An 18,740-nucleotide genomic window follows, 5' to 3' on the forward strand; every position below is an offset into this window, starting at 1 on the left:
TCAGCCGGCCCCGTCGAAGACGTAGAGGTAGCTCGCCGCCGGCGGCAGGCCGCAGGCCTGCCCGCCGGTGGTCTCGTCGACCACCAGCTTCGAGGCGTCGGCGGGCGGCGTCAGGCTCAGCGTCTCCAGCTTCACCTGCTCCTCGAGCGAGTTCTCGGCGTCGTAGGGGGCGGCCATGCGGTGCAGGGTCAGCGACTTCGCCGAGCGGATCGGCAGGTCGATCTCGACCGGCATGCAGCCCGAGTCTCCGGCCTCCGGCACGCCGGGGATCCGGCGCGACAGCACGAACACGCTCAGCCGGTCGCCCCGGCGGGTGGCGTAGACGCCCGCCAGGGGCGCGTCGGGCACGGCGTCGAAATGGCGGAGCTTGGGAAGGTCGGCGCTGGGAACCGAGAGCGTGTCGACCTGCAGCATGTCGCCCGTCGCCTCGGTGTTGAAGAGGCGCAGCAGCCGCCAGCCCGGATAGTCGTGCCCCCCCTCCGGCCAGTTGGCGTGCGAGGCCCAGAGCCCGCCTGTGTCGTAGTGGAAATAGGTCTGCATCCGGTAGCCGGCCGCGGCGCGCATCAGGAAGTTGTCGAGCGTGGCCGTGCCGGCGGCCTGGCTCTTCATCACCGATTCCTGGATGCGCCAGGCCTCGGGCGACAGACGCTTCTTGTTCACGCGCATCACGTAGCCGGGGCCGGCCTCGTAGGTGCCCAGCTCGATCTTGCGGCCCGTCTCCCGCTCCACCTCGTGAATCAGGTCGATCTGTCGCCTGGTATGGCGCAGGGAGGCCTGGGTGACCCAGTTCAGCACGCTCAAAAAGGTCTCGGGTGTCCTTGACGGCAGGTCCTGTCGGCCGTCGAGCCCCATGATGTATGCGCCGACCGTCATCAGGTCGGCCGACGGCGCACGCCGGGCGGCGTCGGGGCCGTAGGAGTTGATGTCCCACCCGCCGATCACGAACCTGACCTTGTCGTCCAGTCCCGCCGCCTGCCACCAGGGGCTGGCGCGCATCTCGTCGATCACGTGCTGGAAGAACAGGCCGTAGACCTCGCCCCGCTCGTAGACCTCTCCGGTCGCGGCGTCGGTCATCGTCTCGTAGACCCAGGGGCGGTAGATGCGGTTCCAGGTCTCGTTGCCCAGCTCGATGTAGATGCGGTCGAACGCGTCGGTCCAGGGCGCGGCGCGGCCCTGGTCGGCGCGCTTGCGCGCCCAGGGGCCGGCGTCGGCGGGGGCGGCGAGGTATTCGACCAGGCCGAGCCACTCGTCCTGCGACAGGTGCGGCTCGAAGGTCAGCCAGGGATCCACCCCCAGCCCGTCGACCAGCGCGAGCATCTGGGGCAGCGTGTTGGCGCCCTGGGTGCCCCCGCCCGCGCCGGCGGGGTTGGTGACCAGTTCGAGGTCGTAGGTCATCTCGCGCGTGGTCGACGTCGCCTGCAGGCGGATCGCCGACAGATGCGCGTCGCGCAGCCGAGCCTCGTCCTCGGGCAGCAGGGCCAGGTAAGGCGCGTCGGCGCGATAGACCCGCAGGTTGTCGATCGAGAACACGTTGGGCCCGTTGAACTCGATCAGCAGCCGGTTGTTCTTGTCGCCTGTGGGGACGGGGGGCGTGAACTCGACCGACAGTCGCCTCCAGTCCGGGGTCGTCTCGACGATCTGCGGACGGATCGCCCGGGTGTAGGGCCCGCCGCCGCCGAAGCGCACCACCGCGCGGCCGGGCGTCTCGCTGCGCGCCCAGAATTCGACGCGGTATGTCTCGCCTGGGCGAAGCACCTGGAACCAGTCGTTCCCGATCTCCCCTGCACCGCCGGCGTAGAACTCGCCAGGCTGCACGCCGTTGACGTCGAGTTCGAGATAGGACCTGCCCCCCGCCTCGACCGGAGAACCGGCCACGTGGGGCCGCAGGCGCCAGTCGACGCCGGGCCGGTCGCCGGGCCAGTCTCTCAGGCCGTTGGGGCGCAAGCGCTCCGAGTTCTGGGCGTTCCAGGTGCGGTGGGTCGAGAAGGTCTCGCGCCGCACGTCTGGGAAAGTCGCGCGGAGAATCACCAGATCGCCGGCGCGAATCGACGCCGCGTCTGCCCCGTCTTCGAGCACCAGCGCGTAGCCGTTCATCCGCTCGGGCGGCGTCTCGGAGCGGAACACGACATAGCCCGCTACCTGGCTCCCGTCCGCGGGTGGCGACCAGCTGAGCACTTGACGGGGGCCCGAGCGCACGATTTTCAATCCCGTGGGCGCGCCGGGCGCAGCGCCTTTTGCGTCACCCGCGGGCGCTTCGAGCTTGATCACCTCGTCGTCGGGCCGCTCCCAGCCCTGGCGCTTGCCGCCCCTGGGAGAGATTGCCGAGACCGCCGACGCCGGCGGGGACATCGCTCCCGATTTTCCGACGGCGCGCACGGTGAACCAAGTCTCCGCGTCCGGGCGGTACCAGGGTTCCCATGCAAGATCGACCGACCGGGCGCCGGCGGGCAGCGCCTCCCGTGGCCCCATGAAGTAGGGTTGCCAGCCGCTCGCGAGATGGCCGCCGGCGGCGACCCGGTCGAGGCGGATCCGCTGGAAGGCACCGTCGACGATGCGCAGCACCTCGACCTCGGCGCCGTTGAAGGCGCCCTCGCGCATCGTATCCCATCGCGAGATGTCGGCGGCGCGGGCGATCACCCGGTCGGGCGCGTCGGCGGTCGCCTCGAACTGGTAGCGGCGGATCGCGGGCTCGAAGCTGTCGCTGATGAAGCGGCTGCCGTTGGGAACGCCGCGGCCGTGCAGCACCACCGAGAAGGCGGGCAGGTCGGCGTTGACGACCGTGTCGTCGACGCGGAAGCGGGCCGTCTCGGCGGCGCCGGCGGGGGCGGCGGTCAGCAGGCCGGCGGCGCAGGCGCCCGCCAGCCCGCCGCGCAGGGCCCGGGACAGGCGCCGGAGGGGGCCCGGGCTCGAGGGCGCGCGTGCGGGCGTCGGGCCGCGGAACATCATGGATCGCCTCCGTTCTGGGTGCCGGGCGCTGGGCGCAGGGCCCCGCGCGTCGGACGACTGAAGCCGGTCCGCGCCGCTCATCGAGGCGTCGGCTCCGCAGCAACCTAGGGACGGGAGGCCCCATAAGCAACGGCGGCGCCCGGCGATCGGCGCGGCGACAGGACGCCAGGCTCCTCCGGCGGGAACCCCTTGACGCAGCGAGGCTTCGACGGCGATCAAGAGGCCGAACGGGGGCGCATGGGGACGCGCCGCCCCCGCATGGTCGGGGGACCCTGTGCTTTTCAGCGAACTTCACTTCTGGGTCTTCTTCGCGGTCGTCTTCACGCTTTACGTCGCCGCGCCGCACCGGGTGCAGAACCGGCTGCTGCTGGTGGCGAGCTACGTGTTCTACGGCGCGTGGGACTGGCGGTTCCTGGGGCTGATCCTGCTGTCGACCGCGATCGACTATCTCGTCGCCCTGCGGATGCAGGCGGAGCGGTCGGAGCCGGCGCGCCGCCTGCTGCTGATGGTCTCGCTGACGCTGAACCTCGGGATGCTGGGGATCTTCAAGTACCTCGGCTTCTTCGTCGAGAGCTTCACGATCCTGATGGCGGACCTCGGGCTGCCGGCCCATCCCGCCACGCTGAACATCATTCTGCCCGTCGGGATCTCGTTCTTCACCTTCCAGACGCTGAGCTACACGATCGACGTCTACCGCCGGAAGCTGGAGCCGACGCGCGATTTCCTGGACTTCGCGCTGTTCGTGGCCTTCTTCCCCCAGCTCGTCGCCGGCCCGATCGAGCGCGCCGCCCACCTGCTGCCCGAGATCGCCGCGCCGCGCCGCATCACCTGGGACAAGTTCTCCCGCGGGGCGGTTCTGTGCCTGATCGGGATGATCAAGAAGGTGGTGGTGGCCGACGGGGTGGCGGGCTCGGTCGATGCGATCTATGCGGCGCCCGATCCCTCGGGCGCGGACGTGCTGCTGGCGACCTGGCTCTTCGCGGTGCAGATCTACTGCGACTTCTCGGGCTACACCGACATCGCGCGGGGCGTGGCGAAGATGCTGGGCTTCGATCTGATGCTGAACTTCGCCCAGCCCTATTTCTCGACCAACCCGCAGGAGTTCTGGCGGCGCTGGCACATCAGCCTCTCCACCTGGCTGCGCGACTACCTCTACATCTCGCTGGGGGGGAACCGCGGCTCCCGCTTCAAGACCTATCGCAACCTGATGGCGACGATGCTGCTGGGGGGGCTGTGGCACGGGGCGGCGTGGAACTTCGTGCTGTGGGGGGGCTACCAGGGAGGGCTGCTGTCCGCCCACCGCGCGGTCGCGGGGCGAGGGAGCGAGCGCGCGCCCGGCGCGGGCCTCGGCGCGACGCTCAAGCGGATCGTGCTGGCGCTGCTGTTCTTCCAGGTGGTCTGCTACGGGTGGCTGCTGTTCCGCGCCGACTCTCTCGACCAGATCGTCGACTTCACCGCCCGCCTCGCCACGCTGGATCCCGCGGGGCTGCTCGCCACCGCGATGCCGCGGCCGCCGATGGGGGCGCTGGCGGGCATCCTCTTCGTCTTCGCCTGGGACGTGGCGACCGAGTGGACCGGGCGCGTGCGCTTCTACGAACCCTGGCCCGCCTGGCTGCGGGCGGGCTTGTGGGCCGGCATGATCTACCTGCTCGCCTTCGGCGGCGCGACGCCCTCGGGCGCCTTCATCTACTTCCAGTTCTGAGGAGGGCTGCGGAATGGTTCGGCGAGCCCTGAAGATGCTGGCGATGACGGCCGCGATGCTGGCGGTCATGGACCTGGGCGTGGCCGGCGCCCTCTCGGCGCTGGAGGCGTCGGGCAAGGGCGGCTCGATCCTGCGCTTCTTCGAATACGGCCGCAGCGTGCCGGGCAAGCTGCGCGCCTGGGTCGAGCATCCCGACGCGCCGGGGAATTTGTTCGACGTCGCCTGGCGCGCGTCGATGATCGCGCGCTCGGCCGAGAGCTTCGCGGCCGAGGATCCCTCGGCCCCCGTGGTGCGCGTCTATGGCATGTCCTTCGTGGGCAACGTGGTCTCCGCCGCGGCTCGCCAAGCGCCGGCGCTGCGGGTGGAAATGCACTCCGGTCCCGGGGCGCCGCCGAACTTCACCTTCGCCGCCTTCCTCGACGACCGCGCCAACCGCCGCGCCGGCGACGTGGCGGTGCTCGGCGTGCTGGCCTCGAGCCTTCACGGCATGGCCTCGTTCTCGAACCGCTTCTGGTCCTTCGAGCAGCCGGCCCCCTTCACCTACCCGATCTTCCTGCCCGATTCCGCCGACGGCCTGGTGCGGATCGAGCCGGTGGTGGAGACGCCGGAGGAGGAGCTCGCGATCCTCGCCGATCCTGCGGAGGGCGCGGCCTGGCGGGCGCAGGTCGCGGAGGTCGACCGCCTGTATTCGCGCGAGGCGTTCGTCGCGCCCGCGCTCGACGTCTCGCCGTTCTTCCGGCTGGTGCGCCGTTCCCTCGCGCAGGGCGCGATCGAGCGGCGCAAGATCGCGGCGGTGGAGGAGGGGGGCGAGTTCCCGGTGGCCGAGATCCTGCGCCGGATGATCGCCGAGTTCGCGCGCGTCGCTCGCGAGGATGGGCAGACCCCGGTGGTCGTTCTGATCCAGGACCAGCGCGGGCGGCGGGACCTCGTGGACATGGTCGCGCCGACCCTCGAGGAGACCGGCGTGGCGGTCGTCGCCTCGGTCGAGGTCGCGGACCCGCGCGATCCCACCGCCTTCGTCTCGGACGGGCATTTCCGCCGCCGGGTGGACGACCGGCTGGGGACGCTGTTCCTGGAGCGCCTGCCGCCGGGCTTCCTCGACGCTTCCCGCTGAGCGCGGGGCCCGGCGCCGCGGGCGACGCCTCGCCATGCCCGCGGCTCGCGGCGCGGCGTCAGTTCCGCGGGCTCGCCTCGATGTCCACCCGGATCTCGACCGTCTTGCCGACATGGGGGGCGGCGAAGCTGACGCCGTAGGCGGTGCGGTCGATCTCTCCGGTGACGGTGAAGCCCGCGACCAGCTCGCCCCCCGCCAGCGCCGAGGGGCCGTACTTGTTGAGCTGGGCGCGCAGCGTCTCGGTCCGGGTGACGCCGTTGATGGTCAGCTCGCCGGTGATGTCGGCCACGTCGGCCGAGACCAGGCGCACCCGGCTCGACACGAAGCTGATCACGGGGTGCGCCTCGGCGTCGAGGAAGTCGGGGCCGCGCAGGTAGCGGTCGCGCCCCTCCCAGTTCGTATCCACGCTCTCGGCCCGGATGCGGAAGGTCACGCTGGCGCGCTCCACCGCGTCGGGGTCGAGGTCGATGTCGGCGTCGAACTCGCGGAACCAGCCGTGGACCAGCGAATAGCCCAGGTGGTCGACCGCGAACTTCACCTGGCTGTGGGAGCGGTCCATCTGCCAGCGATAGGCGGCGGCGGGCCCGGCCCAGAGCAGGCCTGCGGCCAGCGCCGCGGTCACCGCCAGCGCGCGGCCCGGCGCGGCGCGGCGGAGGCGATCCGTAAGACGGCTCATGCGCGCATCCTCCCTCTTGGCGCGGCGGCGGGGCTCAGGTTCCGCAACCGCGGGCCCCGCGTCCAGCCCCCAAATCGCGGGGACCGGCGCGGGGCGCGCGGACGTGAAGGGGCGAGAGGGCGGGCTCAGCCCCGGCGGGGCCAGGTCATCCGCCGCAGGACCTCGTCGCGGTCGACGAAATGGTGCTTCAGGGCCGCGCCGGCATGGGCCACCAGCAGCGCGATCATCGCCCAGGCGCAGTAGAAGTGGATCGCGCCGAAGACCTTCTCCAGCGCCCGGTCGCCGGGCTGGAACGGGTCGGGCAGGGCGAACAGGCCGAAGACCATGTTCTTGATCCCGTAGCTGTCCTGCAGCGAGGAGGCCGAGGCCATCAGCCAGCCCGACAGCGGCATCGCGATCATCAGGGCGTAGAGCGCCCAGTGCGCGCCCTCGGCCGCCAGGGTCTGCCAGGCGGGAGCGCCGGGGACGGGCGGCGGCGCGGGATGCGTCGCGCGCCAGACCAGCCGCAGCAGCGCCAGCGCGAAGGCCACGAAGCCCCAGCTCTTGTGGATCTGGATCAGGTCGAACTGGGCGTACATGTCGGTGACCACCTGGGTCATCCAGAAGCCCAGCCCCAGCAGGAACAGGATCACGCCCGCGGTCAGCCAGTGCAGCAGGCGGGCCGGCCAGCCCCAGGCGCGGGGCGCGTTGCGAAGCGGCATGTCCTGGTCCTCGACGCCGGGGGGGAGGGGGGCGCGCCGCCCGCGCAGGCCGCGGGCGGCGTCGGTGGTGGAGGGACGGGCCCGCGCGGGGCCCGTCAGGCGCGCGCGCCGCGGATCACTTCGCGGGCGAGGCCTCGAGGTCGATGCGCACCGGCATGGTCGCGGCGACCGCCGGGGCGAAGTAGTCCACGCCGTAGGCGGTGCGGTCCAGCACGCCGGTGATGGTGAAGCCCACCACGGTCACGTCCGGATCCAGCGGCGAGGGGCCGGTCTTGTTGAGCGTGACGTCGAAGGTCTCCTCGTTGGTGACGCCCTTGATGGTGACGTCGCCGACGACCTTGGCCTCGGAGTCGGAGATCATCTGCACCGACTTCGAGACGAAGGTGATCTCGGGGTATTCCTCGACGTCGAGCATGTCGCCCGACTTGATGTGGTTGTCGCGCGCCTCCCAGCCGGTGTCGATCGAGCCGGCCTGCAGGGTGAAGCTGACGGTCGAGGCGGTCAGGTTCTCGGGGTCGTAGTCGATGTCGGCCGAGAACTCGTTGAAGCGGCCCTGGATGACCGAGAAGCCGACGTGGTCGACCGAGAAGGTCACCGCGGCGTGGGAGCGGTCCATCACGTAGGGCTCGGCGACGGCGGGCAGGGCGGCGGCGAGCGTGGCGGCCAGGCCGAGAGCCGGGGCGAAGGCCAGGGCGGTGCGGGGGAGGCGCATGGTCGTGTCTCCGGGGTTCGGTTGCGTTGCGGCATATCTCGCATCGCTCCGGTTCGGAGAGAAGACGCCCGTTTCCGCACCAATTGTTTCCGGAATTCGCTCTGAACTTTTCGTGGGGCCGGTTGCATCAGGCGACGAAAGCCATTTCGGGCCAATCCGTTGCCCCGTCGCGGCCGAACCGGATCGCCGAAAACGCGAAGGCCGCCGTGCGCACGGCGGCCTTCGGTCGGAGGTCGCGCGATTCCGCATCTGCGAAATCGACGGCTCAGCGCGTGGGGACGGGGACGTCGCCGCGATAGTCGTAGAAGCCGCGGCCGGTCTTGCGGCCCAGCCAGCCGGCCTCGACGTACTTCACCATCAGCGGGCAGGGGCGGTACTTGGTGTCCGCCAGCCCGTCGTGGAGCACGTTCATGATCGCGAGGCACACGTCCAGCCCGATGAAGTCCGCCAGCTGCAGCGGGCCCATCGGGTGGTTCGCGCCCAGGCGCATGGCCTTGTCGATGCTCTCGACCGTGCCGACGCCCTCGTAGAGCGTGTAGACCGCCTCGTTGATCATCGGCAGCAGGATGCGGTTGACGATGAAGGCGGGGAAGTCCTCGGCGGTGGCGGCGGTCTTGCCGAGGCTGGCGACCACCTGCTTCAGCGCCTCGAACGTGGCCTGGTCGGTGGCGATGCCGCGGATCAGCTCCACCAGCTCCATCACCGGCACGGGGTTCATGAAGTGGAAGCCCATGAACCGCTCGGGCCGGTCGGTCAGCGAGGCGAGGCGGGTGATCGAGATCGAGGAGGTGTTCGAGGTCAGGATCGTCTGCTCGCCCAGGTGCGGCGCGAGCGAGGCGAAGATCGCGTTCTTGACCTTCTCGTTCTCGGTCGCGGCCTCGATCACCAGGTCGGACTGGGCGACGGGGACCAGGTCGGTGGTCTTGGCGATGCGGCCCAGCGCATCGGCCTTCTCCGCCTCCGAGATCGCGCCGCGGCCGATCTGGCGGTCCATGTTCTTCTCGATCAGGGCCAGGGCCTTGTCGATGCGCGCCTCGTCGATGTCGTTGAGGAAGACGTCGTAGCCCGCCAGCGCGAACACGTGGGCGATGCCGTTGCCCATCTGCCCCGCCCCGATGACGCCGACCGATTTGATCGCCATGCTGCGCACGCCTTTTCTGCCCCGTGATTTCGCCGCCGCACCCTATGCGGCGGGCGGCGCAGCGGCAAGAGCGGGCCGGATCGCGAGGGCGAGAGGGGCCCGGGTTTCCGGGCCGCCGTGGCCTCAGTCCGCGAGGTCCCGCTGCGGCTCGGCGCGGCCCCACAGGCGCAGGCGCGCGTCGGTCAGGGCGCCGCGGATGCGCACGCCGCCGTCGTCCGGCCCGCCCTCGCCCGGATCGTCGGGGACGACCGAGACGGCGCCGAGGCCCCGCAGCGCCGCCCCGTCCAGCGTCACGCAGGGGCCGGGGGCGGCGGCGCCGGGGCGCGCGGCATAGGCCACCAGCACGGTGCGCGGCGCGCATTCGGCGTGCAGGGTCGAGGCGTCGACCAGCCCGCCCAGCAGCACCACCCGCCAGCCGTTGTCGAGCACCGCCTCCGCCCGGCGGGGCTGGCGGTCGATGCCGGGACGGCCGGCGGCCACGGCCTGCTCGACCGGATCGCCGTCGTTGGCGAGCCAGGTCGAGATCGGGTAGCCCGCGCCGCGGGCCCGGTCGACCGCGCGGCCCTGGGGGCCGAGCACGCCCATCGCCGAGGCGCGGGGCGCGATCAGCAGCTCGGGCCGCTCCCCGCCGGGAAGCCACAGGATCGCGGCGGCCAGCATCGCCCCCAGCCCCAGCAGCCGCAGGCGCGAGGCCCAGATCACCAGCCACAGCCCCCCCAGCGCCAGCAGCGGCAGCGCCAGCGGCGGCGGCGAGGAGACGGGGCGCACCGCGCCCGGCAGGCCCGCGAAGAACTGCGCGATGTCGAGGATCAGGCCCACGCCCCAGCCCATCGCGGTCAGCGGCCACTGGTGCAGCCCCAGCGGCGCCAGCGCCGCCGACAGCGCCCCCATCGGCGCCACCCAGAAGGCCATCACCGGGGCGGCCAGCAGGTTCGCCGGCAGGCCCCAGCCGGTCAGGCGGTTGAAATGCGCCGCCGCGAAGGGCGCGGTCGCGGCCCCCGCCACGAAGGAGGTCAGCAGCAGCCCCGCCGCCCACAGCAGCAGCCGGCGCCCGCGCCCGGTCTGGTGCGTCGGGCGCAGCCAGCGCCGGTCGCGCGCCAGCTCCCACGCGGCGACGAGGGCGGCGGTGGCGGCGAAGGACATCTGGAAGCCCGCGTCCATCAGGCTCTCGGGCCGCAGGGCCAGGATCGCCAGCGCCGCCGCCGCCAGCGCCCGCAGGCTGATCGCGGGACGGTCGAGCATGATCGCGATCAGCGCCGCGGCCGCCATCACGAAGGCCCGCTGCGTGGCGACCGAGGCGCCGGAGACCGCGAGGTATCCCGCCGCCGCCGCCAGCGCGATCGCGGCGGCGGTCTTCTTGGTGGGCAGGCGCACGGCCAGCCAGGGCGAGGCCGCCAGCAGCAGCCGCGCCGTCCAGAACACGATCGACGCCAGCAGGCCCATGTGCAGGCCCGAGATCGCCAGCAGGTGCGCCAGGTTCGAATCGCGCAGCGCCTGCATCTCCTCGCCGCGCACCTCCTCCCGGCTGCCGGTGAGGATGGCGGCGGCGAAGGCGCCCTCGCGTCCCGGCAGGGCGGCGAGGATGCCGTCGGTCAGCCGGCCGCGGAAGCGCTCGACCGCCAGGCTCAGCGAATGCAGGGACCAGGGCTCGGGCGCGGCGGCCTCGGCCACCTCGGGATGGGCGGCGACCAGGGGGCCGCGGGCGAAGCCGATGCCGCCCAGCTTCTCGAACCAGGCGTGGCGGCGGAAGTCGAAGCCGCCGGGCTCGACCGGGCCCTCGGGCGGGCCGAGCTGGGCGAAGACCTCGATCCGCTCGCCCAGGCTGACCTTGCGGGCGAAGGCGCCTTCGAGGAGCGTGACGCGCACCCGCTCGGGCGTCCGCTCGGGCGACAGGCCGTAGATCACCAGGTCGCGCAGCTCCACCCGCCGCCGGTCGGTGTGGGAGCGGGTGATCTCCGCCACCCGGCCCTGCACGGTGGCGTCGATCCGCTCGGCCAGCACGGGGGCCGTGACATGCTCGGCCCGCAGCGCGGCGGCGGCGAAGCCCGCCGCGACCAGCGAGGCGGCGACCAGCGCCGACACCGCCATCGGCGGAAGCGTGACCGAGGCCACGACCCGCCGCCCCATGGTCAGCGCCGCGAGCAGCGCCGCGGGCAGCGCCACGCAGGCCGCCACCGCCCAGGCGTCGGGCTCGCGCGTCAGGGAGAAATAGATCCAGATGCCCAGGCCCAGCAGCACCGGCGCCCACAGCGGCGCGCGCCTCCGCTCCCGCTCCGCCAGCGCACGCCAGGCGTCGGCCGCGCGGGGGGCGAACGACGCGCTCCATCGCTCATGCGCGACGGACGGGTTGTGCGGGACATCGGGCATTGCCATAACAGCGCCGCACTTTAGCCGAATTCGCACCGCGCGCCAGCGGGACTCCCGACGCCGGACCCGAAAATCTCCCGACTCGTGAAGGCTCATGACCTCTGACGCCACCGACCGCCCGACCGCCCGCCGCGTGGTGACGCGATTCGCGCCCTCGCCCACCGGCTTCCTGCACATCGGCGGCGCGCGCACCGCGCTGTTCAACTGGCTCTACGCCCGCGGCCGGGACGGCACGTTCCTGCTGCGCATCGAAGACACCGACCGCGAGCGCTCGACCCCCGAGGCCACCCAGGCGATCATCGACGGCCTGCGCTGGCTGGGCCTGGACTGGGACGGAGAGCCGATCAGCCAGTTCGAGCGCGCCGAGCGCCACCGCGAATGCGCGCTGAAGCTGCTCGAGGCCGGCGCCGCCTATCGCTGCTGGTCCTCGAAGGAGGAGATCGACGCCGCGCGCGAGCAGGCCAAGGCCGAGGGCCGGCCGCCGCTGTTCCAGTCGCCCTGGCGCGACCGGGACGACGGGGACCTTTCGCAGCCCCACGTGATCCGCCTGAAGTCCCCGCGCGAGGGCGAGGTCTCGGTCGACGACGCGGTGCAGGGCCGGGTGACCTGGAAGGCGTCCCAGATGGACGACCTGATCCTGCTGCGCTCGGACGGCACGCCCGTCTACATGCTGGCGGTGGTGGTCGACGACCACGACATGGGCGTCACCCACGTGATCCGCGGCGACGATCACCTGACCAACGCCGCCCGGCAGAGCCTGATCTACAAGGGCCTGGGCTGGGACGTGCCGGTCTTCGCCCATATCTCGCTGATCCACGGCCCCGACGGCGCGAAGCTGTCGAAGCGCCACGGCGCGCTGGGGATCGAGGCCTATCGCGACATGGGCTATCTGCCCGAGGCGCTGCGCAATTACCTCGCGCGGCTCGGCTGGGCGCATGGCGACGACGAGTTCTTCACCTCCGAGCAGGCGATCGCCTGGTTCGATCTGCCCCAGATCAACAAGGCCGCGGCGCGCATCGACTTCGCCAAGATGGAGCACATCAACGGCCTGCACATCCGCGCCGCCTCCGATTCCCGCTTGGCCCAGGCGGCGGACGAGCTTCTTGCGGCGCAGCATAAACCCCGCCCCAGCCCAGAAAAGGCGGCGGCGTTTCTTGAGGCCATGCCCGGCTTGAAGGAGCGGGCCAAGACGATCAACGAATTGATCGACCTCGCCTATTACATTTTCGCCGACCGGCCGCTCGAGTTCGATGAGAAGGCCGAGAAGCTCCTGTCCGACGACGCCCGGGCCATGCTGGCGCGATTGACTTCGCATCTGCGGAACAATACCTCTTGGTCCAGCGACGCCCTTCAGGACGTGGCAAGGAATTTCGCCGAGACAGAGGGCCTGAAGCTCGGAAAGGTGGCTCAGCCGTTGAGGGCCGCCCTCACCGGACGGGCGGTTTCCCCCAGCGTTTTCGATGTTATGGAGACGCTCGGGCGCGACGAATGCCTCGCGCGACTGGACGACGCCGCGACCGGGTTCTGAGCCCGGAGACGGTTTGACACCGGCGGGCCGCTCGGGTCCGCCGACAATACGGACGGGCGGAACCGTTCCGCACCGCCGATGGCCCAAGCGCCGCGCCGGATGCCGAGCGCGCGCCAGCGAAGGGAGAGCATCTTGCCCAAGGACACCGGAAAGACCGCCACGTTCACCATCGACGGCGCCACGCACGAGTTCCCCGTCTACTCGGGCACCCTGGGCCCCGACGTGGTGGACATCGGCAAGCTCTACGCCAAGGCCGACGTGTTCACCTTCGACCCGGGCTACACCTCTACCGGGTCCTGCGAATCGAAGATCACCTTCATCGACGGCGAGAAGGGCGAGCTGCTGTATCGCGGCTACCCGATCGAGCAGCTGGCCGAGAAGTCCCACTACCTCGAGGTCTGCTACCTGCTGCTCTACGGAGAGCTGCCGACCAAGGCGCAGATGGACGACTTCGAGACCCGCGTCACCAAGCACACCATGCTCCATGAGCAGATGCGCAACTTCTACTCCGGCTTCCGCCGGGATGCGCATCCGATGGCGGTGGTCTGCGGCGTGGTCGGGGCGATGTCGGCCTTCTACCACGACTCGACCGACATCAACGATCCCTGGCAGCGCGAAGTGGCGACCATCCGCCTGATCGCCAAGCTGCCCACCATCGTCGCCTGGGCGTTCAAGTACGCCGCCGGCCAGCCGTTCGTGTACCCGCGCAACGACCTGACCTACGCCGAGAACTTCCTGCACATGTGCTTCTCGGTCCCGGCCGAGACCTACGAGGTGAACCCGATCCTGGCCAAGGCCATGGACCGGATCTTCACCCTGCACGCGGATCACGAGCAGAACGCCTCGACCTCGACGGTGCGCCTGGCGGGCTCCTCGGGCGCCAACCCCTTCGCCTGCATCGCGGCCGGCGTCGCCTGCCTGTGGGGTCCCGCCCACGGCGGCGCGAACCAGGCCTGCCTGGAGATGCTGCGCGAGATCGGGACGGTCGACCAGATCCCGACCTACATCAAGAAGGCCAAGGACAAGGACGATCCGTTCCGCCTGATGGGCTTCGGTCACCGCGTCTACAAGAACTTCGACCCCCGCGCGAAGGTGATGAAGGAGAGCGCCGACGAGGTGCTGGGCCTTCTGGGGATCGAGAACAACGAGACGCTGGCCGTCGCCAAGGAGCTGGAGCGGATCGCGCTCGAGGACGAGTACTTCGTCGAGAAGAAGCTGTACCCGAACGTCGACTTCTACTCCGGCATCATTCTCGAGGCGATGGGCTTCCCCACCTCGATGTTCACCCCGATCTTTGCGCTGTCGCGGACCGTGGGCTGGATCTCGCAGTGGAAGGAGATGATGGAGGAGAGCGGCCGCATCGGCCGGCCCCGCCAGCTCTACACCGGCCCGACCCAGCGCGACTACGCCGACGTCGACGCCCGCTGAGGGCGCCGATCCCGGCCCGGACCGGGACGGACGAGACGAACGAGGCCTCCCTTCGGGGAGGCCTTTTTCGTTTCGCCGGCCGGAGGAGGCGCCGCGGCGGGCGGCGCGCCGGCGGGGAGCGCGCGCCCGCGGCGCGATGCGGGCGGGGGCGCGTGGGGGAACGGGGGAGGAAGGGCGGGCGCGGCGCCGAGGGGGGAGCGGGGAGGGCGCTTCCGGAGCTCACCCAAGAACAGGCCCGCGCCTGTCCTCCGCAGCCGTCCATCGCCGAAGATGCCTGAGCGACTCGCCCGCCGGGGTCAAGGACAAGCCCCCTTCGGGGGTCGCTTCGCGATCCTGGACCCCGGCGGACGAGTCGCTCTTCACGGCATCAGCGATGGACGGCTCCGGAGAACAGGCGCTCCCCGCGGGCGGCGGAGGGGCGCCTGGGGTGGGCCGGGGGAGAGGACGGGGGGCGGGCGGCATGAGAAAAGGGGCCTCCGTGCGGAGGCCCCTGGGGTCGGCGGCGGCGCTCGGGAGCGCTCAGCTCATCACGGCGTAGCCGATGGCGATCACGACCATCACGGCCACGGCCAGGCCGAGCGAGTTGCGCAGAACGCGCCAGACGCCGGTGGCCTCGGCGTTCGCGCCGCCCACCTCGGCGGGGTTCTGCGGGTCGTTCAGCTCGGGCTTCACCATCTCGGGGACGTCCTCGCTGCGGGTCTCCGCGACGGTGGGATCGTCGGTGCGGCTCATCTCGGCCTCCTGTCTTAGGTCTCGTCGCTGTCGCCGGGAGACCTAAGGTGATGGGCCGGGGCGGCAACTCACGCCTGCGTCAGAAACAATCCGTTCAGGGGGCGATCCGCGCAGCGGAAGGCGGGGGCGCCTTGCGGAGCGGCGGGCGGTCAGCGGCGGCGCGGGCCGCGGGCGGCGGCGGCGACGACCGAGCGGGCGGCGCGGGTGGAGGGGGGCTCTCCGTCCCGCCCCAGCAAGGCCAGCGCCCGGTCGGCGGCGGCGATCTGCGCCTCGCGGGCGGGGCCGGGGGCGAGAAGCGCCTCGAGGGCGTCGGCGACGTCGGCGGGGACCAGGAAGTGCTGGATGAACTCGGGGACCGCGCGCTCCTTCAGGAGCAGGTTCACCAGGTTGGCGGTGTCGATCTTCAGCAGGCGCCGGGCGATGGCGGCGGTCAGCGGGTTCAGGCGGTAGCCGATCACCTGGGGAACGGCCATCGCCGCCAGCTCCAGCGTCACGGTGCCGGAGGCGGCGAGCGCGGCGTCGGAGGCGGCCATGGCGGCGAACTTGCGGGCCTCGGCTTCGGCCGGGTCCATGCCGCGGGGATCGAGGACATGGGCCTCGAGCGGCCAGGCGGCGGAGAGCTCGCGGGCGAGCTCCGCCACGCCGGCGGCCGCGGGGAGGACCACGGCGAGGTCGGGGTGGCGGGCCTTCAGCAGGGCGAGGGTTTCGCCGAACGGGCCCGCCAGGCGCGAGACCTCGCCGCGGCGCGAGCCGGGCATGACGCAGACCAGCGGGCGGTCGGCGGCGCCGATGGAGGCGCGCAGCGCGGCCTGCGCCTCGGGCGAGGGGCGGGGCAGGCGGGAGGCGGGGTGGCCCACGAAATCGCAGGTCATGCCCTCGGCCGTCATGTAGGGTGGCTCGAACGGCAGCAGGGCGAGGACGTGGTCGATGAAGGTCGCCATCTTGCGGGCGCGGCCGGGGCGCCAGGCCCAGACGGAGGGGGCGACGTAGTGGACCGTGGTCAGCGCGGGGGTCGCGGCCTTGGCCCTGCGGGCCACGCGCAGGCCGAAGCCGGGGCTGTCGATGGTCAGCAGCACGTCGGGCTTCCAGGCCAGCAGGTCCTGCACGGTCTGGTCCATGCGGGCGAGGATGGCGCGCAGGCGGGGGAGCACCTCGAACAGGCCCATCACCGCGAGCTCGTCGGAGGGGAACAGGGAGGCGAGGCCCTCGGCTTCCATCAACTCGCCGCCGACGCCGCGGATTTCCAGGCCGCCCTCGCCCAGCTCCTCGCGCAGGGCGCGGATCAGGGGGGCGCCGAGGCGGTCGCCGGAGGCCTCGCCCGCCACCAGGTAGACGCGCAGGGGGCGGGAGGTCATGGGGCCGGCTCGGCGGGGCGGCCCCAGAGGAACAGGCCGGCGGCGTCGGCGGCGGCGATGGTCTCGTCGAGGCCCAGCACCAGCACCCCGCCGGCGGAGAGGGCGATGCCGGAGAGGCCGGCCTCGGCGGCGCGGGTCACGGTGTCGGGGCCGATGGCGGGCAGGTCCAGGCGCCAGTCCTGGCCGGGCTTGGGGGCCTTGAAGAGCACGCCCTTGCCTTCGCCGACCCGCAGGCGGGCGGGGACGCGGGCGACTTCGGAGAGCAGCGCATCGGTGCCGGCGATGGCCTCGACACCGAGGCAGACGCCCGAGGCGACCACGGCGGCCTGGCCGACGTCGACCGCGCCGAGCGCGGCGACCACGGAGGCGGCGCGGGCGGCGTCCTCGCGGTCGATCTCGGAGGGCTGGCGGGCGCCCAGCACGCCTTCGGGCGCCAGCAGGCCCTGGAGGAGTTCGTGGGCGCCGACCATCCGAAACCCTTCATCCTCGAAGATCGAGGCGAAGCCGCGCAGCATGCCGTCGTCGCCCTTGCGCAGCAGGGTCAAGGCCTTGGCGATCAGGGCGACGCCCTTGAGGTCGAGGCGCAGGGGATCGAGCTTCGGCCGGGTCATCGCCCCGGCGAAGCAGATCTGCGTGACGCCCTTGGCGCGCATCGCCTTGAACAGGCGGCCGGGCTTCTCGAAGGGGAGGTCGAGGACGTCCATGCCGTCGGCCCAGGGGGCCTGCGTGCCCTCGAACCGGACCACCAGCAGGGGCAGGCCGCGGCGGCGGCGGTCCTCGGCGATCAGGCGGGGCAGGGCGCCCGTGCCGGCCACGAGGGCCAGCGCGCCGACAGGAGCCGGCGCGCCCGCGGGCGCGGGACCGCCTGCGGGCTCGGCCATCCGCTCAGTCCCTCGGGGTGACGAAGTGGCGGGAGCTCTCGGCCAGCATGAAGCGGCAGACGTCGGCGGCGAGCGGGGTGGTCCAGCGCGTCGCGGCCTCCTGCGCGCGGGCGGCGACGCCGCCCTCGGCCGAGGCGTCGAAGATGAAGTCGACGCAGGCCCGCAGGTCCGTGATATGCGCCCGGTCCGCCTTGGCGCGGCGCAGGCCGACGAGGTTCAGGCCCGCCAGCCGCGCGCGGTCGCCGGTGACCGAGCCGTAGGGGATCACGTCGCGCTCGACGCCGGTCAGGCCGCCGACGATGGCGCCCCGGCCGATGCGGGAGTGCTGGTGCACGGCCGCGTTGCCGCCGATGATCGCGCGATCCTCGACGATCACGTGGCCGCCCAGCGGGGCGTTGTTGGCGATGATCACGCCGTTGCCGACGATGCAGTCGTGGCCGACATGGGTCGAGGCCATGAACAGGCAACCGTCGCCGATCTTGGTCAGGTAGCCGCCGCCCTCGGTGCCGAGGTTCATGGTCACGTGCTCGCGGATCATGTTCCGCGCGCCGATCTCGAGGCGGCTGTCCTCGCCGGCGTACTTCAGGTCCTGCGGCTGGGCGCCGAGGACGGCGAAGGGCCAGACGCGGGTGCCGGCGCCGATGGAGGTGCGACCCTCGACCACGACGTGGGAGCGCAGCTCAACCCCCGCGGCCAGCGAGACGCGGGGCCCCACGGTGCAGAACGGGCCGACGACGACGTCGGCGCCGATCTCGGCCCCGTCCTCGACGATCGCGGTGGGGTGGATGCGGGCCGAGGGGTCTACGGCCATGGTCAGCCCTGCCGGGATTTGTGGTCGGGCATCACGATCATGGCCGAGAAGTCGGCCTCGGCGCAGATCTTGTCGTCGACCCAGGCCTCGCCCCAGAACTTCCAGATCCGGCCGCGGCCGCGCAGGATCTTCACCCGCAGCTCCATGCGGTCGCCGGGGACCACGCGGTTGCGGAAGCGGCACTTGTCGAGCGTCATGAAGTAGACCAGCAGGTCCTGGCCTTCCATGCCGAGCGTGTCGACCACCAGAACGGCGGCGGTCTGGGCCATGGCCTCGACGATCAGGACGCCGGGCATGATCGGCTCGCCGGGGAAGTGGCCGGTGAACTGGGGCTCGTTCATCGTGACCATCTTGATCCCGACGCAGCTGTCGCCCTTCACCATCCGCTCGACCTTGTCGACCAGGAGGAAGGGGTAGCGATGCGGGATCATCCGCTGGATGCGGGAGATGTCGGCGGACCCGTATTCGGCCTGCGCGGGAGCGGACTCGGCGGTCTCGGTCGCCGGCGCGTCTGCGGAAGGGGTCTCGGTCATGTCGTGGCCCTGGCTGCGTCGTTCGGCGCTCCTGATTGCAGGACGTGTGCGTGAGGTCAAGTCGCGGGGGCCGACGGCGCGGTCTCGGACGCCGCCTGCGCGGGCGGCGCCCC

At 71.9% G+C, this 18,740-nt stretch carries 15 protein-coding genes; 4 read left to right on the top strand and 11 right to left on the bottom strand.

The annotated features are described in order from the left end of the window. Positions 1-2,946: a carbohydrate binding domain-containing protein gene (locus P2H44_RS03625; RefSeq protein ID WP_275762049.1), complete on the bottom strand. Its 2,946-nt coding sequence runs from the start codon at positions 2,944-2,946 to the stop codon at positions 1-3. A 274-nt stretch (positions 2,947-3,220) separates the two neighbouring features. On the opposite strand from P2H44_RS03625, the gene P2H44_RS03630 reads away from it, so the two are divergent. Both P2H44_RS03630 and P2H44_RS03635 read left to right on the top strand, forming a co-directional pair. Further along, complete coding sequence (locus P2H44_RS03630) at positions 3,221-4,648, top strand: MBOAT family O-acyltransferase (RefSeq protein WP_275762050.1); 1,428 nt, start codon at positions 3,221-3,223, stop codon at positions 4,646-4,648. Positions 4,649-4,661: 13 nt separating this feature from the next. Further along, complete coding sequence (locus P2H44_RS03635) at positions 4,662-5,762, top strand: hypothetical protein (RefSeq protein ID WP_275762051.1); 1,101 nt, start codon at positions 4,662-4,664, stop codon at positions 5,760-5,762. A gap of 58 nt (positions 5,763-5,820) precedes the next feature. On the opposite strand, the gene P2H44_RS03640 is transcribed toward P2H44_RS03635, so the two are convergent. The 5 genes from P2H44_RS03640 to P2H44_RS03660 all read right to left on the bottom strand — a co-directional run bounded on the left by P2H44_RS03640 (position 5,821) and on the right by P2H44_RS03660 (position 11,359). Further along, positions 5,821-6,438: a YceI family protein gene (locus P2H44_RS03640; protein ID WP_275762052.1), complete on the bottom strand. Its 618-nt coding sequence runs from the start codon at positions 6,436-6,438 to the stop codon at positions 5,821-5,823. A gap of 125 nt (positions 6,439-6,563) precedes the next feature. Then, positions 6,564-7,139, bottom strand: a complete 576-nt coding sequence (locus tag P2H44_RS03645; protein ID WP_275762053.1) for a cytochrome b — start codon at positions 7,137-7,139, stop codon at positions 6,564-6,566. 115 nt (positions 7,140-7,254) lie between these two features. Further along, entirely contained in the window at positions 7,255-7,851 is a 597-nt protein-coding gene (locus P2H44_RS03650) for a YceI family protein (RefSeq protein ID WP_275762054.1), read from the bottom strand. Positions 7,852-8,116: 265 nt separating this feature from the next. After that, positions 8,117-8,992: a 3-hydroxybutyryl-CoA dehydrogenase gene (locus tag P2H44_RS03655; RefSeq protein ID WP_275762055.1), complete on the bottom strand. Its 876-nt coding sequence runs from the start codon at positions 8,990-8,992 to the stop codon at positions 8,117-8,119. 123 nt (positions 8,993-9,115) lie between these two features. Further along, positions 9,116-11,359 (bottom strand): ComEC/Rec2 family competence protein, encoded by a 2,244-nt coding sequence (locus tag P2H44_RS03660; RefSeq protein WP_275762056.1) that lies wholly within the window; start codon positions 11,357-11,359, stop codon positions 9,116-9,118. Between the two features lie 94 nt (positions 11,360-11,453). On the opposite strand from P2H44_RS03660, the gene gltX reads away from it, so the two are divergent. Further along, the gene (gltX, locus tag P2H44_RS03665; protein ID WP_275762057.1) at positions 11,454-12,887 is read left to right on the top strand and encodes a glutamate--tRNA ligase; all 1,434 of its coding nucleotides are present in this window, start codon (positions 11,454-11,456) and stop codon (positions 12,885-12,887) included. A gap of 132 nt (positions 12,888-13,019) precedes the next feature. Beyond that, a complete protein-coding gene (gene gltA / locus P2H44_RS03670) occupies positions 13,020-14,315 on the top strand; it encodes a citrate synthase (protein ID WP_462976253.1) in 1,296 nt (431 codons plus the stop codon). A gap of 519 nt (positions 14,316-14,834) precedes the next feature. On the opposite strand, the gene P2H44_RS03675 is transcribed toward gltA, so the two are convergent. The 5 genes from P2H44_RS03675 to fabZ form a co-directional block, all read right to left on the bottom strand. Further along, complete coding sequence (locus P2H44_RS03675; protein ID WP_275762059.1) at positions 14,835-15,047, bottom strand: hypothetical protein; 213 nt, start codon at positions 15,045-15,047, stop codon at positions 14,835-14,837. A 149-nt stretch (positions 15,048-15,196) separates the two neighbouring features. Beyond that, a complete protein-coding gene (gene lpxB / locus P2H44_RS03680) occupies positions 15,197-16,387 on the bottom strand; it encodes a lipid-A-disaccharide synthase (protein ID WP_275762107.1) in 1,191 nt (396 codons plus the stop codon). A gap of 11 nt (positions 16,388-16,398) precedes the next feature. Beyond that, entirely contained in the window at positions 16,399-17,283 is an 885-nt protein-coding gene (locus tag P2H44_RS03685; RefSeq protein ID WP_275762060.1) for an LpxI family protein, read from the bottom strand. A gap of 4 nt (positions 17,284-17,287) precedes the next feature. Next, positions 17,288-18,094 carry an acyl-ACP--UDP-N-acetylglucosamine O-acyltransferase gene (gene lpxA / locus P2H44_RS03690; protein ID WP_275762061.1) on the bottom strand — a complete coding sequence of 269 codons (807 nt, stop codon included), beginning with the start codon at positions 18,092-18,094 and terminating at the stop codon, positions 17,288-17,290. A 2-nt stretch (positions 18,095-18,096) separates the two neighbouring features. Next, the gene (gene fabZ / locus P2H44_RS03695; protein ID WP_275762063.1) at positions 18,097-18,627 is read right to left on the bottom strand and encodes a 3-hydroxyacyl-ACP dehydratase FabZ; all 531 of its coding nucleotides are present in this window, start codon (positions 18,625-18,627) and stop codon (positions 18,097-18,099) included. Positions 18,628-18,740: the final 113 nt, after the last annotated feature.

The organism is Albimonas marina, from assembly GCF_029223255.1.
In the GTDB taxonomy this organism is placed as follows: Bacteria; Pseudomonadota; Alphaproteobacteria; order Rhodobacterales; family Rhodobacteraceae; genus Albimonas.

Bases quoted from the DNA above. Each gene is read 5' to 3' on its own strand.
- P2H44_RS03645 (WP_275762053.1), bottom strand. From the start codon at position 7,139: ATGCCGCTTCGCAACGCGCCCCGCGCCTGGGGCTGGCCGGCCCGCCTG.
- P2H44_RS03640 (WP_275762052.1), bottom strand. From the start codon at position 6,438: ATGAGCCGTCTTACGGATCGCCTCCGCCGCGCCGCGCCGGGCCGCGCG.
- lpxA (WP_275762061.1), bottom strand. From the start codon at position 18,094: ATGGCCGTAGACCCCTCGGCCCGCATCCACCCCACCGCGATCGTCGAG.
- P2H44_RS03625 (WP_275762049.1), bottom strand. From the start codon at position 2,946: ATGATGTTCCGCGGCCCGACGCCCGCACGCGCGCCCTCGAGCCCGGGC.
- P2H44_RS03675 (WP_275762059.1), bottom strand. From the start codon at position 15,047: ATGAGCCGCACCGACGATCCCACCGTCGCGGAGACCCGCAGCGAGGAC.
- P2H44_RS03650 (WP_275762054.1), bottom strand. From the start codon at position 7,851: ATGCGCCTCCCCCGCACCGCCCTGGCCTTCGCCCCGGCTCTCGGCCTG.
- P2H44_RS03685 (WP_275762060.1), bottom strand. From the start codon at position 17,283: ATGGCCGAGCCCGCAGGCGGTCCCGCGCCCGCGGGCGCGCCGGCTCCT.
- P2H44_RS03660 (WP_275762056.1), bottom strand. From the start codon at position 11,359: ATGCCCGATGTCCCGCACAACCCGTCCGTCGCGCATGAGCGATGGAGC.
- P2H44_RS03655 (WP_275762055.1), bottom strand. From the start codon at position 8,992: ATGGCGATCAAATCGGTCGGCGTCATCGGGGCGGGGCAGATGGGCAAC.
- fabZ (WP_275762063.1), bottom strand. From the start codon at position 18,627: ATGACCGAGACCCCTTCCGCAGACGCGCCGGCGACCGAGACCGCCGAG.
- P2H44_RS03635 (WP_275762051.1), top strand. From the start codon at position 4,662: ATGGTTCGGCGAGCCCTGAAGATGCTGGCGATGACGGCCGCGATGCTG.
- gltX (WP_275762057.1), top strand. From the start codon at position 11,454: ATGACCTCTGACGCCACCGACCGCCCGACCGCCCGCCGCGTGGTGACG.